General features: G+C 41.6%; 20 protein-coding genes. 3 read left to right on the top strand and 17 right to left on the bottom strand.

Going from position 1 to position 21,480, the window contains the following annotated elements:
* Nucleotides 1–19: 19 nt before the first annotated feature.
* Nucleotides 20–514 (bottom strand): YfbU family protein, encoded by a 495-nt coding sequence (locus PR683_RS06495; RefSeq protein ID WP_004912269.1) that lies wholly within the window; start codon nt 512–514, stop codon nt 20–22.
* 139 nt (nt 515–653) lie between these two features.
* Nucleotides 654–1,109, bottom strand: coding sequence for a terminus macrodomain insulation protein YfbV (gene yfbV, locus PR683_RS06500; RefSeq protein WP_004912272.1), 456 nt, complete (start codon nt 1,107–1,109; stop codon nt 654–656).
* Between the two features lie 595 nt (nt 1,110–1,704).
* On the opposite strand from yfbV, the gene ackA reads away from it, so the two are divergent.
* A complete protein-coding gene (ackA, locus tag PR683_RS06505; RefSeq protein WP_004912276.1) occupies nt 1,705–2,907 on the top strand; it encodes an acetate kinase in 1,203 nt (400 codons plus the stop codon).
* A gap of 87 nt (nt 2,908–2,994) precedes the next feature.
* A complete protein-coding gene (gene pta, locus PR683_RS06510; protein ID WP_181937056.1) occupies nt 2,995–5,124 on the top strand; it encodes a phosphate acetyltransferase in 2,130 nt (709 codons plus the stop codon).
* Nucleotides 5,125–5,225: 101 nt separating this feature from the next.
* On the opposite strand, the gene PR683_RS06515 is transcribed toward pta, so the two are convergent.
* The 5 genes from PR683_RS06515 to yfcD form a co-directional block, all read right to left on the bottom strand.
* Nucleotides 5,226–6,584: a hypothetical protein gene (locus tag PR683_RS06515; protein WP_109911548.1), complete on the bottom strand. Its 1,359-nt coding sequence runs from the start codon at nt 6,582–6,584 to the stop codon at nt 5,226–5,228.
* Between the two features lie 277 nt (nt 6,585–6,861).
* Nucleotides 6,862–8,304 (bottom strand): sodium:solute symporter family protein, encoded by a 1,443-nt coding sequence (locus PR683_RS06520; RefSeq protein WP_109911547.1) that lies wholly within the window; start codon nt 8,302–8,304, stop codon nt 6,862–6,864.
* A complete protein-coding gene (locus tag PR683_RS06525; RefSeq protein WP_004912288.1) occupies nt 8,301–8,498 on the bottom strand; it encodes a DUF3311 domain-containing protein in 198 nt (65 codons plus the stop codon). The genes PR683_RS06520 and PR683_RS06525 overlap by 4 nt, the downstream gene beginning before the upstream one ends.
* A 10-nt stretch (nt 8,499–8,508) precedes the next feature.
* Nucleotides 8,509–9,753, bottom strand: coding sequence for a M24 family metallopeptidase (locus tag PR683_RS06530; protein WP_272581717.1), 1,245 nt, complete (start codon nt 9,751–9,753; stop codon nt 8,509–8,511).
* 238 nt (nt 9,754–9,991) lie between these two features.
* Nucleotides 9,992–10,534, bottom strand: coding sequence for an NUDIX hydrolase YfcD (yfcD, locus tag PR683_RS06535; RefSeq protein WP_004912292.1), 543 nt, complete (start codon nt 10,532–10,534; stop codon nt 9,992–9,994).
* Between the two features lie 399 nt (nt 10,535–10,933).
* Between yfcD and PR683_RS06540 the strand changes: the two genes are divergently transcribed.
* Entirely contained in the window at nt 10,934–11,845 is a 912-nt protein-coding gene (locus PR683_RS06540; protein WP_109911545.1) for a TIGR01777 family oxidoreductase, read from the top strand.
* A 3-nt stretch (nt 11,846–11,848) separates the two neighbouring features.
* Here the strand turns inward: PR683_RS06540 and PR683_RS06545 are convergent, their stop codons facing one another.
* From PR683_RS06545 to PR683_RS06590, 10 genes are all read right to left on the bottom strand, one after another.
* Nucleotides 11,849–12,421, bottom strand: a complete 573-nt coding sequence (locus PR683_RS06545; protein ID WP_004912293.1) for a UbiX family flavin prenyltransferase — start codon at nt 12,419–12,421, stop codon at nt 11,849–11,851.
* A 104-nt stretch (nt 12,422–12,525) separates the two neighbouring features.
* On the bottom strand, nt 12,526–13,350 hold the full coding sequence (locus PR683_RS06550; RefSeq protein ID WP_272581718.1) for a YwqG family protein: 825 nt from the start codon (nt 13,348–13,350) through the stop codon (nt 12,526–12,528).
* A gap of 292 nt (nt 13,351–13,642) precedes the next feature.
* Nucleotides 13,643–15,160 carry an amidophosphoribosyltransferase gene (gene purF, locus PR683_RS06555; protein WP_004912298.1) on the bottom strand — a complete coding sequence of 506 codons (1,518 nt, stop codon included), beginning with the start codon at nt 15,158–15,160 and terminating at the stop codon, nt 13,643–13,645.
* A 14-nt stretch (nt 15,161–15,174) separates the two neighbouring features.
* Nucleotides 15,175–15,678, bottom strand: coding sequence for a colicin V production protein (gene cvpA / locus PR683_RS06560; RefSeq protein ID WP_004912301.1), 504 nt, complete (start codon nt 15,676–15,678; stop codon nt 15,175–15,177).
* Nucleotides 15,679–15,857: 179 nt separating this feature from the next.
* Nucleotides 15,858–16,499 (bottom strand): cell division protein DedD, encoded by a 642-nt coding sequence (gene dedD / locus PR683_RS06565; RefSeq protein WP_117162391.1) that lies wholly within the window; start codon nt 16,497–16,499, stop codon nt 15,858–15,860.
* Between the two features lie 5 nt (nt 16,500–16,504).
* Nucleotides 16,505–17,794 carry a bifunctional tetrahydrofolate synthase/dihydrofolate synthase gene (gene folC, locus PR683_RS06570; RefSeq protein WP_272581719.1) on the bottom strand — a complete coding sequence of 430 codons (1,290 nt, stop codon included), beginning with the start codon at nt 17,792–17,794 and terminating at the stop codon, nt 16,505–16,507.
* On the bottom strand, nt 17,784–18,755 hold the full coding sequence (accD, locus tag PR683_RS06575; RefSeq protein WP_004912308.1) for an acetyl-CoA carboxylase, carboxyltransferase subunit beta: 972 nt from the start codon (nt 18,753–18,755) through the stop codon (nt 17,784–17,786). Before accD ends, folC begins: the two co-directional genes overlap by 11 nt.
* A gap of 104 nt (nt 18,756–18,859) precedes the next feature.
* The gene (locus PR683_RS06580) at nt 18,860–19,546 is read right to left on the bottom strand and encodes a DedA family protein (RefSeq protein ID WP_272581720.1); all 687 of its coding nucleotides are present in this window, start codon (nt 19,544–19,546) and stop codon (nt 18,860–18,862) included.
* A 65-nt stretch (nt 19,547–19,611) separates the two neighbouring features.
* Complete coding sequence (gene truA / locus PR683_RS06585) at nt 19,612–20,427, bottom strand: tRNA pseudouridine(38-40) synthase TruA (protein ID WP_109911543.1); 816 nt, start codon at nt 20,425–20,427, stop codon at nt 19,612–19,614.
* Nucleotides 20,427–21,437: an aspartate-semialdehyde dehydrogenase gene (locus PR683_RS06590; protein ID WP_004912316.1), complete on the bottom strand. Its 1,011-nt coding sequence runs from the start codon at nt 21,435–21,437 to the stop codon at nt 20,427–20,429. The genes truA and PR683_RS06590 overlap by 1 nt, the downstream gene beginning before the upstream one ends.
* Nucleotides 21,438–21,480: the final 43 nt, after the last annotated feature.

Raw genomic sequence — 21,480 nt, forward strand, 5'->3', positions numbered from 1 at the left:
GCGCGAAGAATGACGAGCATTAGGCGTTTAAGATCTGGGAAATCTCCACCGCTGATAAATGATACTGACGCGGGCACGCATGCCAAATCGCTAACATACGATTGTATTTTTCCCACATCGGTGTTTGCGAATTAAAGCCATGCGTTCCACTGTCGAAGTGGGTATAACGCCCTTCTGTGTTAACCATAAAGCGAACGTAGCTCAAATAACGTGCTTCTGTTGCAGCATCAAAACCTAAAAATTGCACGCGTCGGCCATCAATGTCTTCCTTGTTAGCCATGTTACTGTAGGAGACTTGCAGTGCATGGTACATTTCCATGATATCAATAACAGTACGGCAGGTGTCTTCACTTAAATGACCGAAGTCTCTGTCTAACTCACGCATTTGTAAACCAAAGCCACGTTCAATAATGGTTTGTAGGCGGCGATAACGTTCTGCATTATCGGGGTCAAGCATGGTCATCATTTTATATTGATTAGATAAGATCAAGCGTTGTGCGTTAGTCATTTCCATCATGGTTCTCCCACTAAAAAGTATGGCTTATCTTCGCATTCAACACCAATCATAGACAGTGAAAACATCGCTTTTATTGATCTAAACATGCTTTTTGCATTACTTATTGTTAAATCTACCTTTTAGTGGAAATCATCCCTTAGATATCTTCCATAAAAGAGCGGTCTAACTGGTTAAATGCACGTTTTAGCAAGTCAGCTAACGCCATATAATCGGGTTGGTGCTCAACCGGCGCCATAGCGATCCCCGCCTCTGTAAACTTATCACGGATCTCATAAAACCAGCTCAATAAGCTAGATGGCAGAGGCGTCGAAGCACGCTTTCCTAACCACCATAGACCTTGCATTGGCAAACTACAGGCAAAAAGTGCCGTAGCAATGGCGGGTCCCAATTGCCCACCTAACGCGATTTGCCATGCTAATGTGAAAATTGCAATCGGTGGCATAAAACGAATACCAAAGCGGACAGCTTTGTTGATGCGAATTTCGGGGAAGATTGGCGACAGTTTTTTTTCCATAGGAAAGGTCTTCAGATAGCGGTTACCTAATCTAAAGCGTTTAAAAAAACCGGGCGGTGTACTTTGTAATGTACTCATGAAACGTTTCCTATCGACTTCTTAAAAACTGAGGCAATAATTTATAGATTGCGCCATAGTAAAATGATAGCACATTTAAGATAACGAAATTATTTCATTACATTTACCTTAAGTTAAGTCACTTTACTAAATATCAGCTATTCTAATAGCAATGTAACCCTGTGCTATAACACCACTTTATACGTCACTTATGATTTTAATCAATCAAAGTCCCTATTTTTAAAAAAAACGTATAAAATATAAAATATTTTTAGTAGAATCTGCCACATTTAGAATTGCTGTTGCATTTGTTACTTTGTAGCTTTATCCATTTTCGAAACTGAAGATAGACAACAGTTATATATATTGGGGTTTTTGGTCGTTATTTCAACACTAGGTGCGAAGGTTTACTTTTATATACCTTGGCAAAAAAGATAGCGCCTGTTTTATCAAACCCCTAGAGGTCTCACGATCTTTAACTTTTTCGCCTTTAACATGATATCAATCATGATGTTTCAGGTCATAAATACGCTAGGCTCTAGCAGTATATTTTTAATCTGAGTCTTTTCATGTTGTTTAAAAGGCTTCACAACAACAATTAACGATAGGTATTTCCATGTCAAGTAAGCTGGTACTGGTTCTTAACTGCGGTAGCTCCTCACTGAAATTCGCCATCATCGACCCAACTAATGGCGATGAATTTTTATCTGGATTAGCTGAGTGCTTTAACCTCCCGGAAGCCCGTATTAAGTGGAAAATGGATGGTGCTAAGAAAGAAGCGCCTTTAGGTGCTGGTGCAGCGCATAGCGAAGCATTGGATTTCATTGTTAACACTATTCTTGCTGAAAAACCTGAGCTATCAGAGCAAATCACCTCCATTGGTCACCGTATTGTTCATGGTGGTGAGAAGTTTACCTCCTCTGTATTAATTACAGACGAAGTGATCGAAGGCATTGAAGCGGCTATTCCATTCGCGCCATTGCATAACCCTGCTCATCTCATCGGTATTGAAGAAGCAAGAAAATCCTTCCCGCATCTGGTCAACAAAAATGTCGCTGTCTTTGATACCGCATTCCATCAGACCATGCCTCAGGAAGCTTATCTGTATGCACTGCCATACGAATTATATTCAGAGCATAGTATCCGTCGCTATGGTGCGCATGGTACAAGCCATTACTATGTTTCCCGTGAAGCTGCGAAAAAGCTTAACAAACCTGTTGATGAGCTCAATGTTATCACTTGCCACTTAGGCAACGGTGGTTCTGTTACTGCCATTGTTAACGGTAAATGTGTTGATACTTCAATGGGCTTAACGCCATTAGAAGGCCTGGTAATGGGAACACGTAGCGGTGATATCGACCCTGCAATTATTTTCCATTTACATGATTCTTTAGGTATGAGCGTTGATCAAATCAACAAAATGCTAACCAAAGAATCTGGGTTATTAGGCTTAACTGGTGTAACAAGCGACTGCCGTTATGTTGAAGATAACTACGGCGCTAAAGAAGACGCAACTCGCGCAATGGATGTTTTCTGCCATCGTTTAGCGAAATACGTTGGTGCATATAGTGCACTGATGGAAGGCCGTCTTGATGCTATCATCTTCACCGGTGGTATTGGTGAAAACTCAGCACAAGTTCGTGAAATCACCTTGAAGAAACTGGCTATCCTTGGTTTCGAATATGACCACGAACGTAACTTAGCGGCACGCTTCGGTAAAGAAGGTTTAATCACTACCGATAATAGCCGTCCAGCGCTGGTTATCGCAACCAATGAAGAGTTGGTTATCGCCCAAGATACTGCGCGCTTAACCGCATAAGTAACTTCTACCGCCAGCAACTTGCTGGCGGTATCGTTTTGTCATTAGAGTAACCGAAAGAAAGAGGTTCCCGTGTCCCGTACAATTATGTTAATACCTACTGGCACCAGCGTTGGCTTAACTAGCGTTAGCCTAGGTGTCGTTCGCTCAATGGAACAAAAAGGTGTTCAATTAAGCGTTTTCAAACCTATCGCACAGCCACGCGTCTCTGGCAATAAAGACCAAACCACTGAAGTCCTGCGTTCTCATTCAAGTATTACCACCATTGTTGAACCACTGACAATGGAATACGTTGAATCGCTACTGACCTCTTCTAAAAAAGATGTGTTAATGGAAGAAATCGTAGCTCGCTATCATGACCACACAAAAAATGCGGAAGTAATTTTAATTGAAGGTTTAGTGCCAACGCGTAAACACTCATTTGCTCAATCATTAAACTATGAAATTGCCAAAACATTAGGTGCAGAAATTGTTTTCGTCACTGCACCAGGCAACAGCTCTATCCCACAAATGCAAGAGCGTTTAGAGTTAGTACGTAACGAATTTGGTGGCCAACGTAATAAAAATATTATTGGTGTGATCATCAACAAGGTGAATGCCCCTGTTGATGAACAAGGTCGTACTCGCCCTGACCTATCTGAAATTTTTGACGATTCAACTAAAGCGACTGTGGCTAACCTCGATACTAAGCAACTTTCTGCGCTGAATCTGCCGGTTCTGGCATCTATTCCATGGAACTTCGATTTAATTGCCACCCGTGCAATTGACATGGCAAAACACTTAGGTGCAGAGATTGTTAATGAAGGCGAAATCAAAACTCGTCGCGTTAAATCTGTGACTTTCTGCGCACGTAGCATCCCGCACATGCTTGAACACTTCCGTCCAGGCTCATTATTAGTGACCTCAGCGGATCGTCCTGATGTATTAGTTTCTGCATCACTGGCGGCAATGAACGGAGTTGAAATCGGTGCAGTTCTACTAACTGGTGGCTATAACATCGATGCGCCTATTCGCCAACTTTGTGAACAAGCCTTCGAAACTGGCTTGCCTGTTTTCATGGTGAAAAGCAATACATGGCAAACATCGCTGAATTTACAAAGCTTTAGCTTAGAAGTTCCAGCGGATGACCATGAGCGTATTGAAAAAATTCAAAACTATGTCGCTCGTCATATTAGTAGCGACTGGATTGAATCATTGGTTGCAGACTCTGAGCGCCCTAACCGCTTATCACCTCCTGCATTCCGTTATCAGTTAACAGAGTTAGCTCGTAAAGCGGGCAAGCGTATTGTTCTTCCTGAAGGCGATGAACCACGCACAGTTAAAGCTGCATCTATCTGTGCAGAGCGCGGCATTGCAACTTGCGTACTGTTAGGTAACCCAGAAGATATTCGTCGTGTTGCTTCCGCACAAGGTATTGAACTCGGTACCGGCATTGAAATTGTTGACCCAGTTAAAGTACGCGAAGAATACGTTGCTCGTCTTGTTGAATTACGTAAGAGCAAAGGAATGACAGAGGTTGTTGCTCGTGAGCAGTTAGAAGATAACGTCGTATTAGGGACATTAATGCTGGAAAAAGGCGAAGTTGATGGCCTAGTTTCTGGTGCTGTTCATACGACAGCAAATACCATCCGTCCACCGCTGCAATTAATTAAAACAGCGCCGGGCAGCTCATTAGTTTCTTCCGTCTTCTTTATGCTATTACCTGAACAAGTATTTGTTTATGGTGACTGTGCTATCAATCCAGACCCAACTGCAGAGCAATTATCAGAAATCGCTATCCAATCTGCTGATTCTGCAAAAGCATTCGGTATTGACCCACGCGTTGCGATGATTTCTTACTCTACAGGTGATTCAGGTGCTGGTAGTGATGTTGAGAAAGTGCGTGAAGCAACCCGTTTAGCGCAAGAAAAACGCCCAGATCTGATGATTGATGGCCCATTACAGTACGATGCCGCGGTAATGGCTGATGTGGCTAAATCCAAAGCGCCTAATTCGCCAGTTGCAGGTAAAGCGACCGTATTTATCTTCCCAGACTTAAATACTGGTAACACCACGTATAAAGCCGTACAACGTTCTGCTGACCTTGTCTCCATCGGTCCAATGTTGCAAGGTATGCGTAAACCAGTCAATGACTTGTCTCGTGGTGCGTTAGTTGATGACATCGTTTATACCGTTGCGTTAACCGCTATCCAAGCAGTACAAAACGAAAACGCTTAACTAAAATTTCATTTATCTTTTATAAGTAAAAAATGCCAACCAGTTCAAACTGATTGGCATTTTTTTTATGATGATAAAGACTGAATTATCACTTAAAAATATTATCCTATTTGTCGAAGGTGCAAGTCATAGATGTACTCATTCACCTTTGCCTGCTCAAGATAAACCACCTGTATTTGCAATGGAAGTTCAATACCCGGGTCGATAGTATGTCCACTCGTATTACCTAAAATAACATTTCCACCCACTTCTTCCTTCGTCAACCAGTTTTTTTGACTTTCATACCAGTTTTCAGAAACTTTAGCACCAGCTGGTAATTGGAATGTGAGTTGCCATTTATTAACGCGTGTATTTTGTGATTTTAATGTCAACATGTAGCTGTAAAGATAACCACCTTCCCCAGCCCAACTAGCTTGATACTGTTGTAAAACTTCTAATTCTCTTTCTGCTGTCACCGTAATCGCAGAAATTGCATTATTATTACCTTCATTTTCATAGCCTTTCGGTAGTGTCAGGCTACAGGCTAATTGCGTATCACCTACTGTCGTTAAGCTTGCATTTAATGGAATATTAACAACCTTTGAACTATTTCGGTCTATATCAACCGTTGAGCCAAATTCACCCACTATAACAAGAGAGCTATTCCCTGAATTCGCATTTATAATCGCACTACGAACCAATGTATCACTGTTATTCGTGATCTTAAGTGGGACTGACTTTGACTCTCCGGTTAATAACGTAACTTGTGTATCTATCGTTAAATTTAATTCAACCCTAGCTTTTACCTCGACTTTTACATCATAAGTATTACTTCCCTGATTAATAACACCAATCGGAGTGTGGATCCGAACACTTAATAGTGTTTCACCCGTATTCTTCCCTTCAAGAGATACAGGGATTGTGGTGATCATATTTGAGTGAAGATCAATTAATTCAGGGTATGAAATGACATTGGCTACATCACTATTTTTTGTGGTTATCTCTAATGTGACACCATAAACAGCAACATTGCCTTTATTAACTATATCAATTTCAATATTATTAACTTTACCTAATGTACTTTGGAGAGGGCTTTCAGAAGATATTTCTAAAGTAACTAACTCAACGGGGGCAGCAACAACAGAACGTGTTAGATCATTCCAACCTAAACCAACCAGTGACGCGATTGAAGACAATGCAGGGACTCGTAATATTTCACCATCAAGATTAAGACCTGCGACAAGCGTAGCTGCTTTAGACATATTGTTAACAACACAGGAAACGCCATCATGATGCCCCACATCAAATCCATATGATTCAAGTTCCTTCTGATCAAGTTGAATATCTGGAGATATTAAAAGAATATCGCCAATTTCTGAATTGTTATAATCAATATTTGTATAGAGTGCTAATTTATTAGGTGGGCATTTATCTTTTCCTTTCTGATTTTTCAATAATTCAACTGACTCATTTTTTTTCATAATAAGAATCCTTCATATCAAATAATATTTAAGCGTGTAAAAACTTAAGAAATCCACCTTTTAAAACAGTAAGAAATTAGCCTAAAGGAAGATTCATATAAGTAGCTTAAATTACTATAAGGTTAAATTTATTGCTGACAAGATAAATAAGATAATAATATTCATCAATTGATTGTTAATTATTAAATGAATTTAAATTCAAACTAATCAAATAAAAAATACACCCTGCGATATAATCACAAGGTGCAATATTAATAAAAAATTAAAATATCACTTGTTACTTTGTTTTGCTAAATAATGAAATTATTACCGCCACAATAATATTCAGAATAAATGCAGCAATACCGATATTCATGAAACTTAAACTTTCCCCTAACCAAGGGAACAATTGCGCTAAAGAAATTTTCTCGATATAGGTTACCGCGAGAAATAAAACCCCCGCGGAAATCCCACAAATAGCGCCCGCAGGGGTCATTGGATTTTTCTGTTTAAAACTCATCAACAAAGCTGGGAAAAACTGCGCAACAATATTGACCCCGAGTAACATAATAGCCACCAAGGTATCGTTACTGTGGAAAATAAAATACAAGCTGACTAACGCAACGACAGGCACCATAAAGCGTGCATAAACACCAGACTGGCGTTTTTCTTCACTCACCCCCATCGCTTTTTGTACAACTCCCGCTAACATATTAGAGGTGGTTAGTAGCAACATTGAACCAGGGACGAGTGCCGTTAACATTCCAGCAGCACCAATAAAACCGACCACAATAGGTGAGAAGGTGCTTTTAGATATCTCAAACAACGATAAATCCACAGCTGAACCTTCAAGATGCGGAATTTGTAATATAGACGCATAACCCACAAAAAATGCAAATAACATAATTAAGCTATAGGCAGGAATTAAAATACTATTGCGTTTTAAGGATTTTTCATCTTTAGCCGTAAATACCGCAGCCATATAATGTGGCCAACAGAAATAGGCAACCACAGATAAGAATATTGTGGAAATATACCAAGGGATATTTAGACCCGTTTCGGAGAATGTTAAAAAGCTTGGCATCGCCGTATCTATCGCTTTAAACATCTCCCCAAAGCTACCGTAATAATGAAGTGGGATATAAATACCAATAAATACGACCACAATTAAAATCATTAAATCTTTCAGTGCTGATGTCCAAGCTGACCCATGAATACCGGAGATCATCACAAACAACGTCACTGCAATAATTCCAATCCATATGGCAATATCTGCAGGAATTGCGCCATAAGACGCTTGTGAAACAATAATGCCTAATCCTTTAAGCTGCAAAACAAATAAAGGCACCATCGCAGCAATAGAAATCAAGCTAATTAATAACCCTAACCCCGGGCTTTGGTATTTCTTGGTAAATAACTCAGAAATCGTTCTGACATCATTATCTTTTGCAAAGCGCCATACTCTTGGGTGTACCCAGTATAAAAAGATCCCCATAAAAGCATTGACCGCTAAGGTATATAAAATTGCAGGTCCTTTACCGTAAGCCCAGCCGCTTCCACCAAGAAAAGTAAACGTGGTATATATTTCCCCTGCACTTAGAAGGAAAACCAGCAATGCACCATAGCTGCGCCCACCGACAGACCACCCTTCGTGATCCATCGTTTTGCCCTTTTTAGCACGGATAGCAAGATAAATGCTAAATAGGAAAAAAATTGTAATAATAATTAATGCGGAACTCATGATGTTTCCTTCGTATTTTTATTATCTAATACATTGATTAATAACATAACTAAGGCTGTAACAATCACCCATGAGACAATCCAGAACATTAAAAATGGCAAGCCCATAACAAAAGGCTCTACTTGATTGGCATAATAGATACCTACGGTTAATGCGAGGATTGGAAAAATAACTAAATAATGATACCACTTCATATACCACCCCTTATTCCACTGGCCCGAAAGAAATTAATTCACGAGGCAAATGACTTAACATTTCTACTCCGTCTTCAGTAATAAGCAGCATATCTTCAATCATAATGCCACCAACACCAATCCCGTAATACGGCGTTTCTAAACTCATCACCATCCCAGCTCTAAATATTTCTGTCGTCGCAGCGCTCACAAAAGGGGCTTCTTCTAACCCAACGAACACCCCATCACCATGGCCTAGGTGCCCACGATTATAATGAGGCAAACCTGAAGAACGAATGAGAGCCATTGTTTCATTAAAAACATCACTTAATGCAACGCCAGGTGCAACTCGGCTTAACATATATTGATGACCTTTTAAGATAGTTTGATAAATATCAGCGACTTTTTCATTCGGTTGACCAACCACAAATGTCCTTGCAATATCTGCACCGTAACCAGCCACATCAACACCACAATCAAATTTAATTAAGTCACCTTCTTTTGCTGGTTGATCATCTGGGATCATTTTGGGTGAAAAATTACTGCCCACTGAAATTAAATTGAAGCGACTATAGTTCGTTTCAGGGAATTCCATCACTTTAGCTTTAAAAGCAGCGGTTAATTCCGCTGAAGTACAGCCAACCCTGATTAATTTACTCGCAGCAGCGATACCGGCTTCTGTAATTTGTGCGGATTTTCTGAGATGAGCAATTTCCCACTCACTTTTAATCATGCGTAATTCATTAAATAACGGCGAAGAATCAACCAAATTTAAACCAGGAATAATCCTATCCAACCATACCTTACCAGTATGTGTAATTTGGTTTAATTCAATCGCAACCGGTTTTCCATAAACCCCCGCTTCAGACAACGCTTCTTTGAGTAAATTGAAAATTGTTTCTATTGGGCTATTAATTGGCCTTGGTTTTACCACTTTGCCATTTTCCGGGTTGTAAGGGTCGTCTACATCCACCCAAATTGGAAATGTTTTAATCTTTGCATTAGGCATTTGAAGTGACAAGTTTACTGCTTCAAATTCATTCATAATAACCAATGATTCTATGGAAGGATCGCGAAAAATAACCGCAATCGCAGAGCCTGTTTGCCTGAAAGTATACATAAAGAAGCTCGCAAAACCGGTTAGGTGATAGAAGTTATCACCCACGGTTGCGATTAATGCTTCAATTCCTTCACGCTCCATAATCTCGCGAGCTTTATTGGTTACGTTCTCAAGGTGTTGTTGTTTCAAAAAAGTATTCTGTTTATCAATTGTCATTTTTATTCTCTCGAAGCGTTATATATACATCAAGCAGTGCATCATATCGCAAACGATAAATGTTAAGTTCTGTCACATTATATCTAGTGTGGAAATGAATACATCGTTTAGCATGCAAGTTGGTTATAACTAATCGTTATATATTAGCCAGAAATTAACTTTGCTAGAGATTTGATTTTGGGAGAAAAAAATTAAAGGGCTAAATAAAACAGCCCTTTAATAATTTAAATCTGATCGGTTATGAATTTTCAGCACAAGTGATGGTTTTTTCTAACTCATTATTGCGAGTTAACCATAAGGAAAGTGCTTTGAGTGAATCTGGCGTAAATTCATCACAGCGCGCGCTGATCTCTTTAGGGGTCAACCAACTGACTTCAACAACTTCAGATTCTTGTAAAGCAAATGGACCATGACTCACACAGCTAAACAACCCACCCCATACACGACAATGCGCATCTTCAAAATAAAAATGGCCATGTTCCGCAAAAGGAACGCCTGCAATACCCAGCTCTTCTTCAGCTTCGCGCTTTGCAGAATCAAGGATGTTTTCCCCTTTTGTCACGACTCCACCTGCTGTTGCGTCGAGGAAACCAGGGTGAAAATCTTTAATATCAGTGCGTCGTTGAACCAATATTTTGCCCATTCCATCATGAACAACAATGTAAGTTGCACGGTGGCGTAGGTTTTCTGCCCGCATTTGGCTACGTGTTGCCTGAGCAATCACCGTATTGTCTTCATCAACAATATCGACCCATTCAACGACTTCGGTTGGTTGTTCCATCCTGTAAACCTTTTATTTTTAAGCTAAAAATGCTTATATCATTAGACTGATTATTATTGTATGCCAGACAATACCAATCCGCATTGATCCGCACCTATGGAGATGATCCTAGCTGAATTTGTAATTAGTTGCCATCATAAAAAGCACTTCTTTATTGCAATGATAATGAAGCCAGGTTTCTTTATGATACTCCAAGCAAATCATACAAATTGTATTCACAAATGCTATAGTTAAATCATAATGCTGTAGTTTGTTACTGATCTCAGGGATATCCCCTAAATAGTTCAAATTGCAGCTAGGCGCTAAGAGATGGCATCTTTAGGAGCATACACAAGTATGTGACTAAGGTGATAGAACGCAAGCAACAACGCTGCGGTTTGAAATATGACGGGGATGGCGATGAAAATACTCATAACAGGCGGCACCGGGCTAATCGGAACACCACTTATCCAAAAACTGATTTCTCTTGGGCATCAGGTTACTGTGTTAAGCCGTTCTCCGCAAAAAGTTTATAGCCATTTTTGTAAGGCTGTTGAGTGCTGGACGTCTCTTAATGAGCAAACTCACCTGAATGACTTTGATGCTGTTATTAATCTTGCTGGCGAACCGATCGCTGATAAGCGCTGGACCGAAGAACAAAAAAAGTTATTGTGTGATAGTCGTTGGAAATTGACACAAAAGCTAAGCGAATTAATCCTCGCCAGTGAAACGCCACCACAGGTATTTTTATCAGGTTCTGCTGTTGGTTATTATGGTAACCAAGGCCAGTCAGTCGTAACTGAAGACGAACAACCCCACGATGAATTTACTCACCAACTCACACAGCATTGGGAAGCATTAGCCGTTAATGCACAATCGGAAAAAACTCGCGTTTGTTTACTACGCACTGGCCTAGTGCTATCGGCGAATGGCGGTTTACTGGCTAAAATTCTCCCCATTTTCAAAATGGGAGCGGGAGGTCCAATAGGTGACGGAAAACAATACATGCCATGGATACATATCAACGATATGGTTCGGGCAATTTGTTTTCTATTGGATAGCCCTACTCTTTCTGGGCCCTTTAATATGACCTCACCTTATCCAGTCCATAATGACTTATTTTCTGCCACGTTAGGTGATGTTCTCAATCGCCCTTCATTTGTGCGAACACCCGCTTTTGTGATTAAGGCCATCATGGGGGAATCTGCAGCGTTGGTATTGGGTGGTCAACAGGCAATTCCCAAAAGGTTGGAAGAAGCAGGATTCCAGTTTGAACATATAGAATTAAAAGAAGCACTTACTGACTTGCTTATTCCACATACAGATGAATAAGGGTTATTTCACCCCTTGCCAGCGGTGAAATAGGTCTTGTTCCAGTTCGATATCAAACTGATCAAGGATGCGATTCACCGTTTGGTCTACAATATCTTGGATTGTTTCAGGTTGGTGATAAAACGCTGGCATCGGAGGCATGATCACGGCTCCCATCTCTGCCGCTTGTACCATTAAACGCAAATGGCCAACATGCAAAGGCGTTTCACGCACACCCAGCACTAGCTTTTTGCCTTCTTTGAGGACCACATCGGCAGCTCTTGTGACTAATGTATCCGTGTAGCTATGAACAATGCCAGACAGTGTCTTCATGGTGCAGGGCATGATCACCATTCCAGCAGTGCGAAACGAACCTGAAGAAATTGCAGCGGCGATATCGCGACTATCATAGTTATGGTCAGCTAACTGCTGAACCTCTTTTACACTGTAGTCAGTTTCTAATGCTAATGTTTGGCGGGCAGCTGCACTCATCACCAAATGGGTTTCTACCTCTTTGACAGGCTTCAACACTTCAAGCAAACGGACGCCATAAATAGCCCCACTCGCCCCTGTTAACCCAATGATCAGTTTTTTCATTTCGCTGCCCTATTCACGATAACTCAGCGCATTATATACAATATTCACTAAAATTGCAGATACCAACAATGCTGCAATCCTATCTATAACGAAAATTTAAGCCATCAGCCACAATCCCAATTATACACGACTCGACTAAAATCTCTTTTCTTCAGGTCATCAGGGGGAATAAAGAAATTACCCACTCCCATATCTCCCCACATAATCCCTATTTCATAATCGGTATTTATTTGGAGAAGTAATTCATATTGTTGAATATCTTTTTCGTATTCTCTTGGGTCGGTTTGAGTGAAGAACGGATAACCGCCTATGCAATGTGCCCCTGATTCAAAAGTATCACTGTAAGGCTCAACCCATTCGTCGTAAAAGTCTTCACCGTCAAATTGGTCCTCATAATCATAGAGGTTATCAACCCCTAATATTTTCTGACCAAATTGGAAATCATCGATGCTGATGAACTGTTCCGCAGGCGTATATTCAATACTGTATTGGTGATCTATAGGGGTATAGTAATCATCGGAATGAGCCGCAATCACGGCAGAAAAATCTTGAGTTAATTGGCTGGCATCTTCAATAATATCTTCCCAATAAATAATGCGGAAATCTTCCTGTTTTTGCCTTTGTTCAAAGTCAGCTCCATATAAGTCATCACCACCAATAAAAAACTGTAAAATACCCTTTTCAGGGTAATTTTCTAATTTAGGCATTTGTGCAAAGTTAATTTGGGCAAGTAACTTGAGCGGCGTTCCTGCGCTATTCGTCGGATACTTTTCATTTATTGGCAAATACGGCATTCCCCCGACACGACTATCCCATAAAATATAGTCTTCAACTGGGGTTAACGTCATTTCAACAAGGGATTTTTTAGTGGATTTGATTTTATCTACAAAAGGTTTAATCACATCAGGAAGGGAGTTGAAATCAGCCATATATCGCTCCAAATAGGCAGTTAATGTCCCTCTAGCTTACTCGATTTTTACGTATTTTAAATCAGATATAACTGTAACTTAGGCCTTCATTTGACGTCATAGTTTTCTTGATATTTTAGGCTACAGATTAAAGATGGGAAAAATCAGAATCACTGTGGATTTTCTATATAGTTAGGGTTACAGCTAGGCGGCTAGCAAAGAGACCCTAGGAGCGCAGAAAACTACGTGACTAGGGCGAATTTGTGAAGCCAACAACGCTGTAGCCCAAACCATGACGAAAATTGACGAAAATTTAGCCTTCGTTATAAATCTCTAGGTCTTCAACCTCACTCTGATCCTTCAACTTTAACTCATCGTCCTTACGTAGGTTTTCCAAATAATCTAAATAACTTTGGTCGATATCTTTGGTCACATATATGCCATCAAATACGGAGCACTCAAATTCGGTGATTTCAGGGTTTTCTTCACGGACGGCAGCGACTAAATCGGTTAAATCTTGGAAAATTAGCCCATCTGCACCGATAAGTTTGCGAATTTCATCCACTTCGCGACCGTGTGCTATTAACTCATTTGCATTTGGCATATCAATGCCATATACGTTCGGAAAACGCACTTCCGGTGCCGCTGAAGCAAAGTAAACATTTTTTGCTCCCGCTTCCCGCGCGAGTTCAACGATTTGCTCAGATGTTGTGCCGCGAACAATGGAGTCATCAATGAGTAAAACGTTTTTATCACGAAACTCTGCACGGTTCGCATTGAGCTTACGACGGACTGATTTGCGACGCTCTTGTTGACCCGGCATGATAAACGTACGACCAACATAACGATTTTTCACAAAACCTTGGCGGTAAGGTTTATCCAGAATATGTGCGATTTCTAGTGCGATATCACACGATGTTTCTGGAATAGGAATTACCACATCGATGTTTAAATCTTCCCATTCTCGAGCAATTTTGGCGCCCAATTTTTGCCCCATGCGTAATCTTGCGTTATACACAGACACTTTATCAATAAAGGAGTCTTGGCGAGCAAAATATACATATTCAAAGATACATGGGGTCAATTGCGGGTTATCAGAACATTGGCGTGTAAATAATTGCCCTTTTTCTGTCACATAGACCGCTTCACCTGGAGCAACATCGCGTAAAAATTCGAACCCTAAAGTATCAAGCGCAACACTTTCTGAAGCGACCATATATTCATGCTCACCGCTTTCAGTAATGCGGCGCCCTAGTACTAATGGGCGAATACCATGAGGGTCACGGAAAGCTAACATTCCATGACCGATAATTAGTGCCACACAAGCATATGCGCCACGTAGTTTTTTGTGCATGGCTGACACCGCACTGAAAACATTGTCTGGCTCAAGAGGGAAATGATCAAACCTATCAAGCTCATGCGCTAATACGTTCAGTAATATCTCAGAATCAGAAGTAGTATTCACATGGCGACGCGCTGTTTCAAATAAACTCCGAGTGAGCTCATGAGCGTTTGTCAGATTACCATTATGTGCAAGTGTAATACCAAAAGGTGAGTTTACGTAGAAAGGCTGCGCCTCAGAAGCGCTCGAGCTACCAGCTGTTGGATAACGGACATGCCCTAACCCCATGCAGCCTTGTAATCTCAACATATGACGTGTTTCAAACACATCTTTAACAAGACCATTTGCTTTGCGTAAACGAATGTTGTTTTTGCCATCAATCGTGGCAATACCTGCTGCATCTTGCCCACGATGCTGAAGCACCGTGAGAGCATCATAAATTGATTGGTTTACCGGTGTAACACCGGCGATACCGACAATACCGCACATTTAGTCTTTCCTCATCAGCCAGACGGAGAAATGTTCTCCGGTAGGAAACTTGACGCATTTTGCAGGTAGTCAAAAAACCACCTGATTATATGACTGAACTGCGGAATAAGTTCCGAACGCTGCCAATCCTCACTTTGAGGTAATGGTGTAAATGTGTCGAGAAAAAACAGTAATGCCGAAACTATTAACACACCACGCAGCGCACCGAAGCAGATCCCCAGAACTCGATCTGTACCTGATAGCCCGGTTTTTTGTACTAACGAGCTAATCACATAGTTCACCACCGCGCCAACAATTAATGTGGCAATAAACAATGCAGCGATAGCAATGCCATTTCTAACCAGCACATCCTCAAAACGAGTAAAGTAGCCCGCTAAGTAAGGATAAAACGTACTCGCAACAAAAAAAGCACAGCCCCATGTAACCAGAGAGAGCGCCTCTCGTACAAAACCACGGATCAAGCTAACTAGTGCCGAGAAGCCAATAATGGCGATAATTGTGTAATCTATCCAGACCATATTTCATTCCAAAATTCGCACTCACGACATCAGCGAAGTGCATTCTAACAGAAAACGAAAACGTTTGCGTAACCATTTTTCTATCAAATTTAAAAAAATAGCGGCGAAAATAAAAAATCATAATCGCCGCAGTAAGTTACTAAATCCCCTTACCTTTTAGGGATTATTTAAATTCTATTTTAAGGTTTATAGCTTTGGATTATCCCTTTCGTCCCCGTAATCTTATTCAGTTCTGGTAAAGCTGCTTCTAGCCTCTGCCTTGAAGCCTCAGGCCCAACGTAGATCCGTGTAAGTTTATTATTCACTGGTTTGGCAGGAACCGTATAAACTTGGTAACCGGACAACCTTAGTTTAGCGACAATCTCTTCAACTTTACTTGCATTGTTCAATGCAATCACTTGCACAACAAACGCTTTGCCCTGTGGTTGAGGCTTAGGTTCTGGCTTAGGCTCGGGTTTTGGTTGTGGTTTCGGCTCAACTTTAGGTTCAGGCTTAGGCTCCGGCTTGACGGGTTCAACTACGCTCGGCGCAGGAGTTGTCGTCGATGGCTGAGTTTCAACCTGCTCATTTTGTTGCTGCGTAATGGCTTCTGACAACATGGCTTCAGAAGCACCTTCTGAAGAAGCGGTGGTAGTCGTACTCACAATAGGCGCTATTGCTTCAATATCTTCTTCATCACCCGGTTTAGGGATAATAGGAATGGCCGCAAATTCATTTTCATTGTATTTCTTATCGCCATCAAGCAGAGCAGGAAGCACAATAACTCCCACTGCAACAAGCACAATGGCGCCAGCAAGTCGATTCTGAAATTTACTAGCCACCGGCACTATCCTTCTTGATTTTCCAATAACATCATGACGTGAGCAACGGTATGAAATGACCCGCACACCACAATCACATCTTGCTCGTTTGCATCGATGCAAGCTTGCTGCCACGCTTTTTCTACGCTGTCAAACTGGTTAGCTGTCGGTAAATGTTGACTCAGTTGAGCCACATCAGCCCCCCTAAACTCAGTTAATGGCGCAAGGTACCAATTGGTGACTTGTTGTGATAAACACTCAAGCGTACCTTTGATGTCTTTATCACCTAGCATCCCGACAACCGCACGAATATGACGACCTTTAGTTTCAGGCAAGGCAGCCAATTTACTAACTAAGTACCCTGCTGCATGAGGGTTATGCGCCACATCCAAGATCATCAACGGTTTTTCACCGACAATTTGGAAGCGCCCCGGTAATTGAGCTGATTTCAAACCTTGATGAATAGTGGACTCAGTCACTTTTTGGGCAAAATCAGCATCAATTTCCAATAAGCAACTCACCACACCTAGCGCTGTTGCTGCGTTCGCTAAAGGCACATTCGGTAACGGTAAATTATGCCATTCACGCTGTGAACTTTGCCATGACCAACTATTTGCTTGCTCACTGTATTGCCAATCCGCCCCACGACGAAATAGCTTCGTACCTAAATGCTCAGCCACTTGACTGATTGAAGCTGGCATATCCGGCTCACCAACCACACCATAATGGCCAGCACGGAAGATACCAGCTTTTTCATAACCAATATGTTCACGGTCTGAACCAAGCCAATCAGTGTGATCAAGTGCGATACTGGTGATTGCGGCTATATCTGCATCAACGACATTTGTCGCGTCTAACCGCCCACCTAAACCGACTTCTAAAATCACAATATCGAGTTTAGCTTGTTTAAATAGCTGTAACGCCGCCAAAGTGCCATATTCAAAATAGGTGAGAGAAATATCTGCTCGCTGAGCTTCAATTATGGCAAATGCCTCGCAGAAATCAGACTCGGGAAGTTCTTGGCCTTGAATACGAACGCGTTCGGTATAACGGATAAGATGCGGTGAACTGTATACCCCAACTTTTAACCCAGACGCCATAAATATGGACTCTAGTGTATGACAAGTTGTCCCTTTCCCGTTGGTTCCCGTCACAGTGATAACTTTGGGAGCAGGCTGTGTTAGGTTCATTTTCCTAGCAACTTGACCGACTCGCTCCAACCCCATATCAATATTTTGGCTATGTAAGTCGGTGAGATAAGAAAGCCAAGCCTCCAATGGAGACTTGGCATTAGGAATGATTAGATTACTCATCATCTTTTTTATGCTTTTCAGAATCCTTTTTTGGCTCTTGGGCATCAAGTTCATCAACGGCATCGATGTCGATTTCAACCGTTTCCGCTACGATGATTGGTGTCTCATTAAAGCTTGGTTTATTGGTTAACATCGCCAATATTTCAGCTAAACGGTCACGCATCTCAGGGCGGCGAACTATCATGTCAATCGCGCCTTTCTCAAGTAAGAATTCACTGCGTTGGAAGCCTTGCGGTAATTTTTCGCGAACAGTTTGCTCGATAACACGTGGCCCTGCGAAACCAATTAACGCTTTCGGCTCTGCCACGTTAATATCACCTAACATTGCTAAACTTGCAGACACCCCACCCATGGTTGGGTCAGTTAATACTGAAATGTAAGGTAAGCCACGCTCTTGCAATTTTGCTAATGCGGCACTGGTTTTGGCCATCTGCATTAATGATAACAGTGCTTCTTGCATACGCGCACCGCCACTTGAAGAGAAACATACCAACGGGCAGTTATCTTCCAAAGCTTGTTCGACAGCACGGACAAAACGTGCACCGACAACTGAAGCCATTGAACCGCCCATAAAGGCGAATTCAAACGCTGCAGCCACTACTGGCATGCCTTTCAACGTGCCTTTCATCACGACGATCGCGTCTTTTTCACCCGTTTCTTTTTGTGCTGCAACAATACGATCTTTATATTTTTTTGAATCTTTGAACTTCAGAATATCTTTAGGCTCAAGTTCGCTGCCTAATTCTGTTGTTGAGTTTTCATCAAGGAAGGTTTCTAAGCGCTGACGGGCGTGAATTCGCATATGGTGGTCACATTTTGGACACACGGATAAATTACGCTCTAATTCAGCACCATATAATACTTGCCCGCAGCTATCGCATTTAGTCCAAACTCCCTCTGGGATGTTGGCTTTGTGTGATTGGGTCAAGTTACCTTTCTTTAAAATTTTTTCAATCCAGCTCATTAATGGACCTTTTTGTCTGATTCACTCTGGTTATCACCAGTATGTAATTTTTTGCCATTAAACCACAATGATATCTCACTGTGGATAAAAACTTGTTAAACCATCTAGTGGTTATCGATTTTTTGCGCTGCCGCACGCTTTTCTTTCGCAGCTATTCGGCGATGACGAATAATTTCAACAATGCCCGGCAAAATTGAAACAAAGATAATCGCGACTATCAGTAATTTCAAATTCTTTTGTACGAACGGTAATTCACCAAAGAAATAACCCGCATAAGTGAATAATAATACCCAAATAAACGCGCCCGTCACATTATAAAAAGCAAAGTGACGATAAGACATTTTACCCATTCCTGCAACGAATGGTGCAAAAGTTCTGACGATCGGCACGAAGCGCGCCAGTATAATCGCTTTACCGCCATGTTTTTCATAAAAAGCATGGGTTTTATCTAAATAAACGCGACGAAAAATCTTCGAGTCCGGATTTTTGAATAATTTTTCACCAAAAATACGCCCAATGGTGTAGTTTACCGCATCACCAATAATCGCCGCCGTAATCATCAACGCGACCATTAAATGAACATTCAGGTCATTGCTGTCTAATGACGAAATCGCGCCAGCAACGAATAATAACGAATCTCCCGGTAAAAATGGTGTGACCACTAACCCTGTTTCACAAAATAGGATCAGAAACAGGATACCATAGACCCACGTACCATAATCTCTGACCAGTTCAGCAAGGTGCACATCGATGTGTAAAATAAAGTCGATAATAAAAGTGATAAATTCCATATAATCCTCATCAATAATAGCATCCATGCTATTTGCAACAATTATGAGATAAATAAAAATTCGCTTTACATCAGTTCATCTGCCAGAAAAAGCGGCCCCATCACATTCTGAGGTAGCTCAAACTTCTCTGGGTAATCGACACTCACCAAATACAACCCTTCAGCTCTCGCAGTTGCAGCTGCCTTTGTACGGTCTTTTAATTCAAGAAGATGTGCCATCCAATCAATGCTTTGGTTGCCACAACCAATCTCCAACAGACTTCCGACAATATTTCTCACCATATGGTGAACAAATGCATTGGCTTTGATGTCTACCACCACATAATTACCGTGGCGGCTGACATTCACATGCATCACATTACGCCATGGCGACTTCGACTGACACTGGACTGCTCTGAATGAGGTAAAATCACGTTCACCCAATAGTGCCTGTGCCGCTTCATGCATTCTTTTTTCATCGAGTGGGTAATGAAAGTGCGTTACACCACTCGATAAAATCGCTGGCCGATAACGATGATTAAAAATCACGTAACGATATCGACGCGCTGTTGCACTAAAACGTGCATGAAACTCTTCAGCCACCGGTTTACACCAGCGAACAGCGATATCCGCGGGTAAATGGGTATTCGCCCCCATGGTCCAAGCCGCTTCTTTACGAATGGCAGAGGTTTCGAAATGCACCACTTGCCCCGTAGCATGGACACCAGCATCAGTACGCCCTGCACAAAACACGCTAATTGGCTCCGCGGCAATTTTTGACAAAGCGTCCTCTAAACAGCCTTGAACACTTTTAACTTCTTGCTGACGTTGCCAACCGAAATAACGACTGCCGTTGTATTCAATACCTAATGCGATTCGATACAACTGTGTAGACTCAGACATTAGTAAAACAGCTCCTGAGCCAGTTTTTCTGCTGTTTCTACCGCCATCAATGCGCCACCGAAACGCACGTTATCAGCCACTGACCAAAATTGTAAAATTTCGGGTATACCGTAGTCATTACGTACACAACCAATGCTTAATTGGTCATGACCTGACGCTTCAGTCACTTGGGTAGGATAATCACCCTCTTCTGAGACCTGAATATCTTCAAAACGTTCAAGTTCTTCGTTAGCTTCTTCTGCGCTCATTGGGCGCAACGTTTCTAAATGAACGACTTGCGCATTCCCATAAAAAACAGGGGATTGAATAAAGCTAACGGCCACTGGTAAGCCATCATCTTGCAGTACCTTACGCACTTGCTCAACCAAGCGACGTTCATGAACGACACTGCCTTCCATGTCAGCCAATAATGGCAACATATTAAAGGCTAATTGCTTACTAAAACGGCCTTCTTCCGCAGGGATACCATTTAATAAACGTGCGCTTTGCCCTGCTAGCTCATCGACAGCGGCTTTACCATAACTGGAAACCGACAACATATTGGTTAAAGTAATACGCCCTAACCCTGCCGCGTCCACCAGCGGTTTGATTGCCGTTAATAATTGGCTCACTGAGCTGTCTGCCAATGAAATAATATTACGGTTGCGATAATCAGCGAGTACTTGCGGATTCACATTTGGGACAATCAGTGGCACATCCGGTTCTTGAGCAAATACGCCGCTAGTATCAATGACAATACACCCTTCCTGCGCCGCTAATTCAGCGTATTGTAGGCTTACACCTTCATTAGCTGCAAAAAAGGCAATTTGTGCCTGTGACCAATCAAAATCAGTCACATTTTCAACTTGAATACTTTTACCATTAAAACGTACGCTCTCCCCTGCACTACGCTCACTGGCCAGTAAATACAGTTCGCCGACTGGGAATTCTCTTTCTTGTAACAGTGAAATAATAGCTTCACCTACAGCACCGGTTGCGCCTAATACTGCAATATTCCAACCTTCAGTCATGGCTATTCCTCTAAAAAATAAAAAATTAAATAGCCCCAATTGG

Source organism: Providencia sp. PROV269, assembly GCF_028477785.1.
Taxonomy (GTDB): domain Bacteria; phylum Pseudomonadota; class Gammaproteobacteria; order Enterobacterales; family Enterobacteriaceae; genus Providencia; species Providencia rettgeri.

Excerpts from the sequence above, each read along its gene's own strand:
- PR683_RS06495 (WP_004912269.1), bottom strand. The coding sequence starts at position 514 with ATGGAAATGACTAACGCACAACGCTTGATCTTATCTAATCAATATAAA.
- yfbV (WP_004912272.1), bottom strand. The coding sequence starts at position 1,109 with ATGAGTACATTACAAAGTACACCGCCCGGTTTTTTTAAACGCTTTAGA.
- ackA (WP_004912276.1), top strand. The coding sequence starts at position 1,705 with ATGTCAAGTAAGCTGGTACTGGTTCTTAACTGCGGTAGCTCCTCACTG.
- pta (WP_181937056.1), top strand. The coding sequence starts at position 2,995 with ATGTTAATACCTACTGGCACCAGCGTTGGCTTAACTAGCGTTAGCCTA.
- PR683_RS06515 (WP_109911548.1), bottom strand. The coding sequence starts at position 6,584 with ATGAAAAAAAATGAGTCAGTTGAATTATTGAAAAATCAGAAAGGAAAA.
- PR683_RS06520 (WP_109911547.1), bottom strand. The coding sequence starts at position 8,304 with ATGAGTTCCGCATTAATTATTATTACAATTTTTTTCCTATTTAGCATT.
- PR683_RS06525 (WP_004912288.1), bottom strand. The coding sequence starts at position 8,498 with ATGAAGTGGTATCATTATTTAGTTATTTTTCCAATCCTCGCATTAACC.
- PR683_RS06530 (WP_272581717.1), bottom strand. The coding sequence starts at position 9,753 with ATGACAATTGATAAACAGAATACTTTTTTGAAACAACAACACCTTGAG.
- yfcD (WP_004912292.1), bottom strand. The coding sequence starts at position 10,534 with ATGGAACAACCAACCGAAGTCGTTGAATGGGTCGATATTGTTGATGAA.
- PR683_RS06540 (WP_109911545.1), top strand. The coding sequence starts at position 10,934 with ATGAAAATACTCATAACAGGCGGCACCGGGCTAATCGGAACACCACTT.
- PR683_RS06545 (WP_004912293.1), bottom strand. The coding sequence starts at position 12,421 with ATGAAAAAACTGATCATTGGGTTAACAGGGGCGAGTGGGGCTATTTAT.
- PR683_RS06550 (WP_272581718.1), bottom strand. The coding sequence starts at position 13,350 with ATGGCTGATTTCAACTCCCTTCCTGATGTGATTAAACCTTTTGTAGAT.
- purF (WP_004912298.1), bottom strand. The coding sequence starts at position 15,160 with ATGTGCGGTATTGTCGGTATCGCCGGTGTTACACCGGTAAACCAATCA.
- cvpA (WP_004912301.1), bottom strand. The coding sequence starts at position 15,678 with ATGGTCTGGATAGATTACACAATTATCGCCATTATTGGCTTCTCGGCA.
- folC (WP_272581719.1), bottom strand. The coding sequence starts at position 17,794 with ATGATGAGTAATCTAATCATTCCTAATGCCAAGTCTCCATTGGAGGCT.
- accD (WP_004912308.1), bottom strand. The coding sequence starts at position 18,755 with ATGAGCTGGATTGAAAAAATTTTAAAGAAAGGTAACTTGACCCAATCA.
- PR683_RS06580 (WP_272581720.1), bottom strand. The coding sequence starts at position 19,546 with ATGGAATTTATCACTTTTATTATCGACTTTATTTTACACATCGATGTG.
- truA (WP_109911543.1), bottom strand. The coding sequence starts at position 20,427 with ATGTCTGAGTCTACACAGTTGTATCGAATCGCATTAGGTATTGAATAC.
- PR683_RS06590 (WP_004912316.1), bottom strand. The coding sequence starts at position 21,437 with ATGACTGAAGGTTGGAATATTGCAGTATTAGGCGCAACCGGTGCTGTA.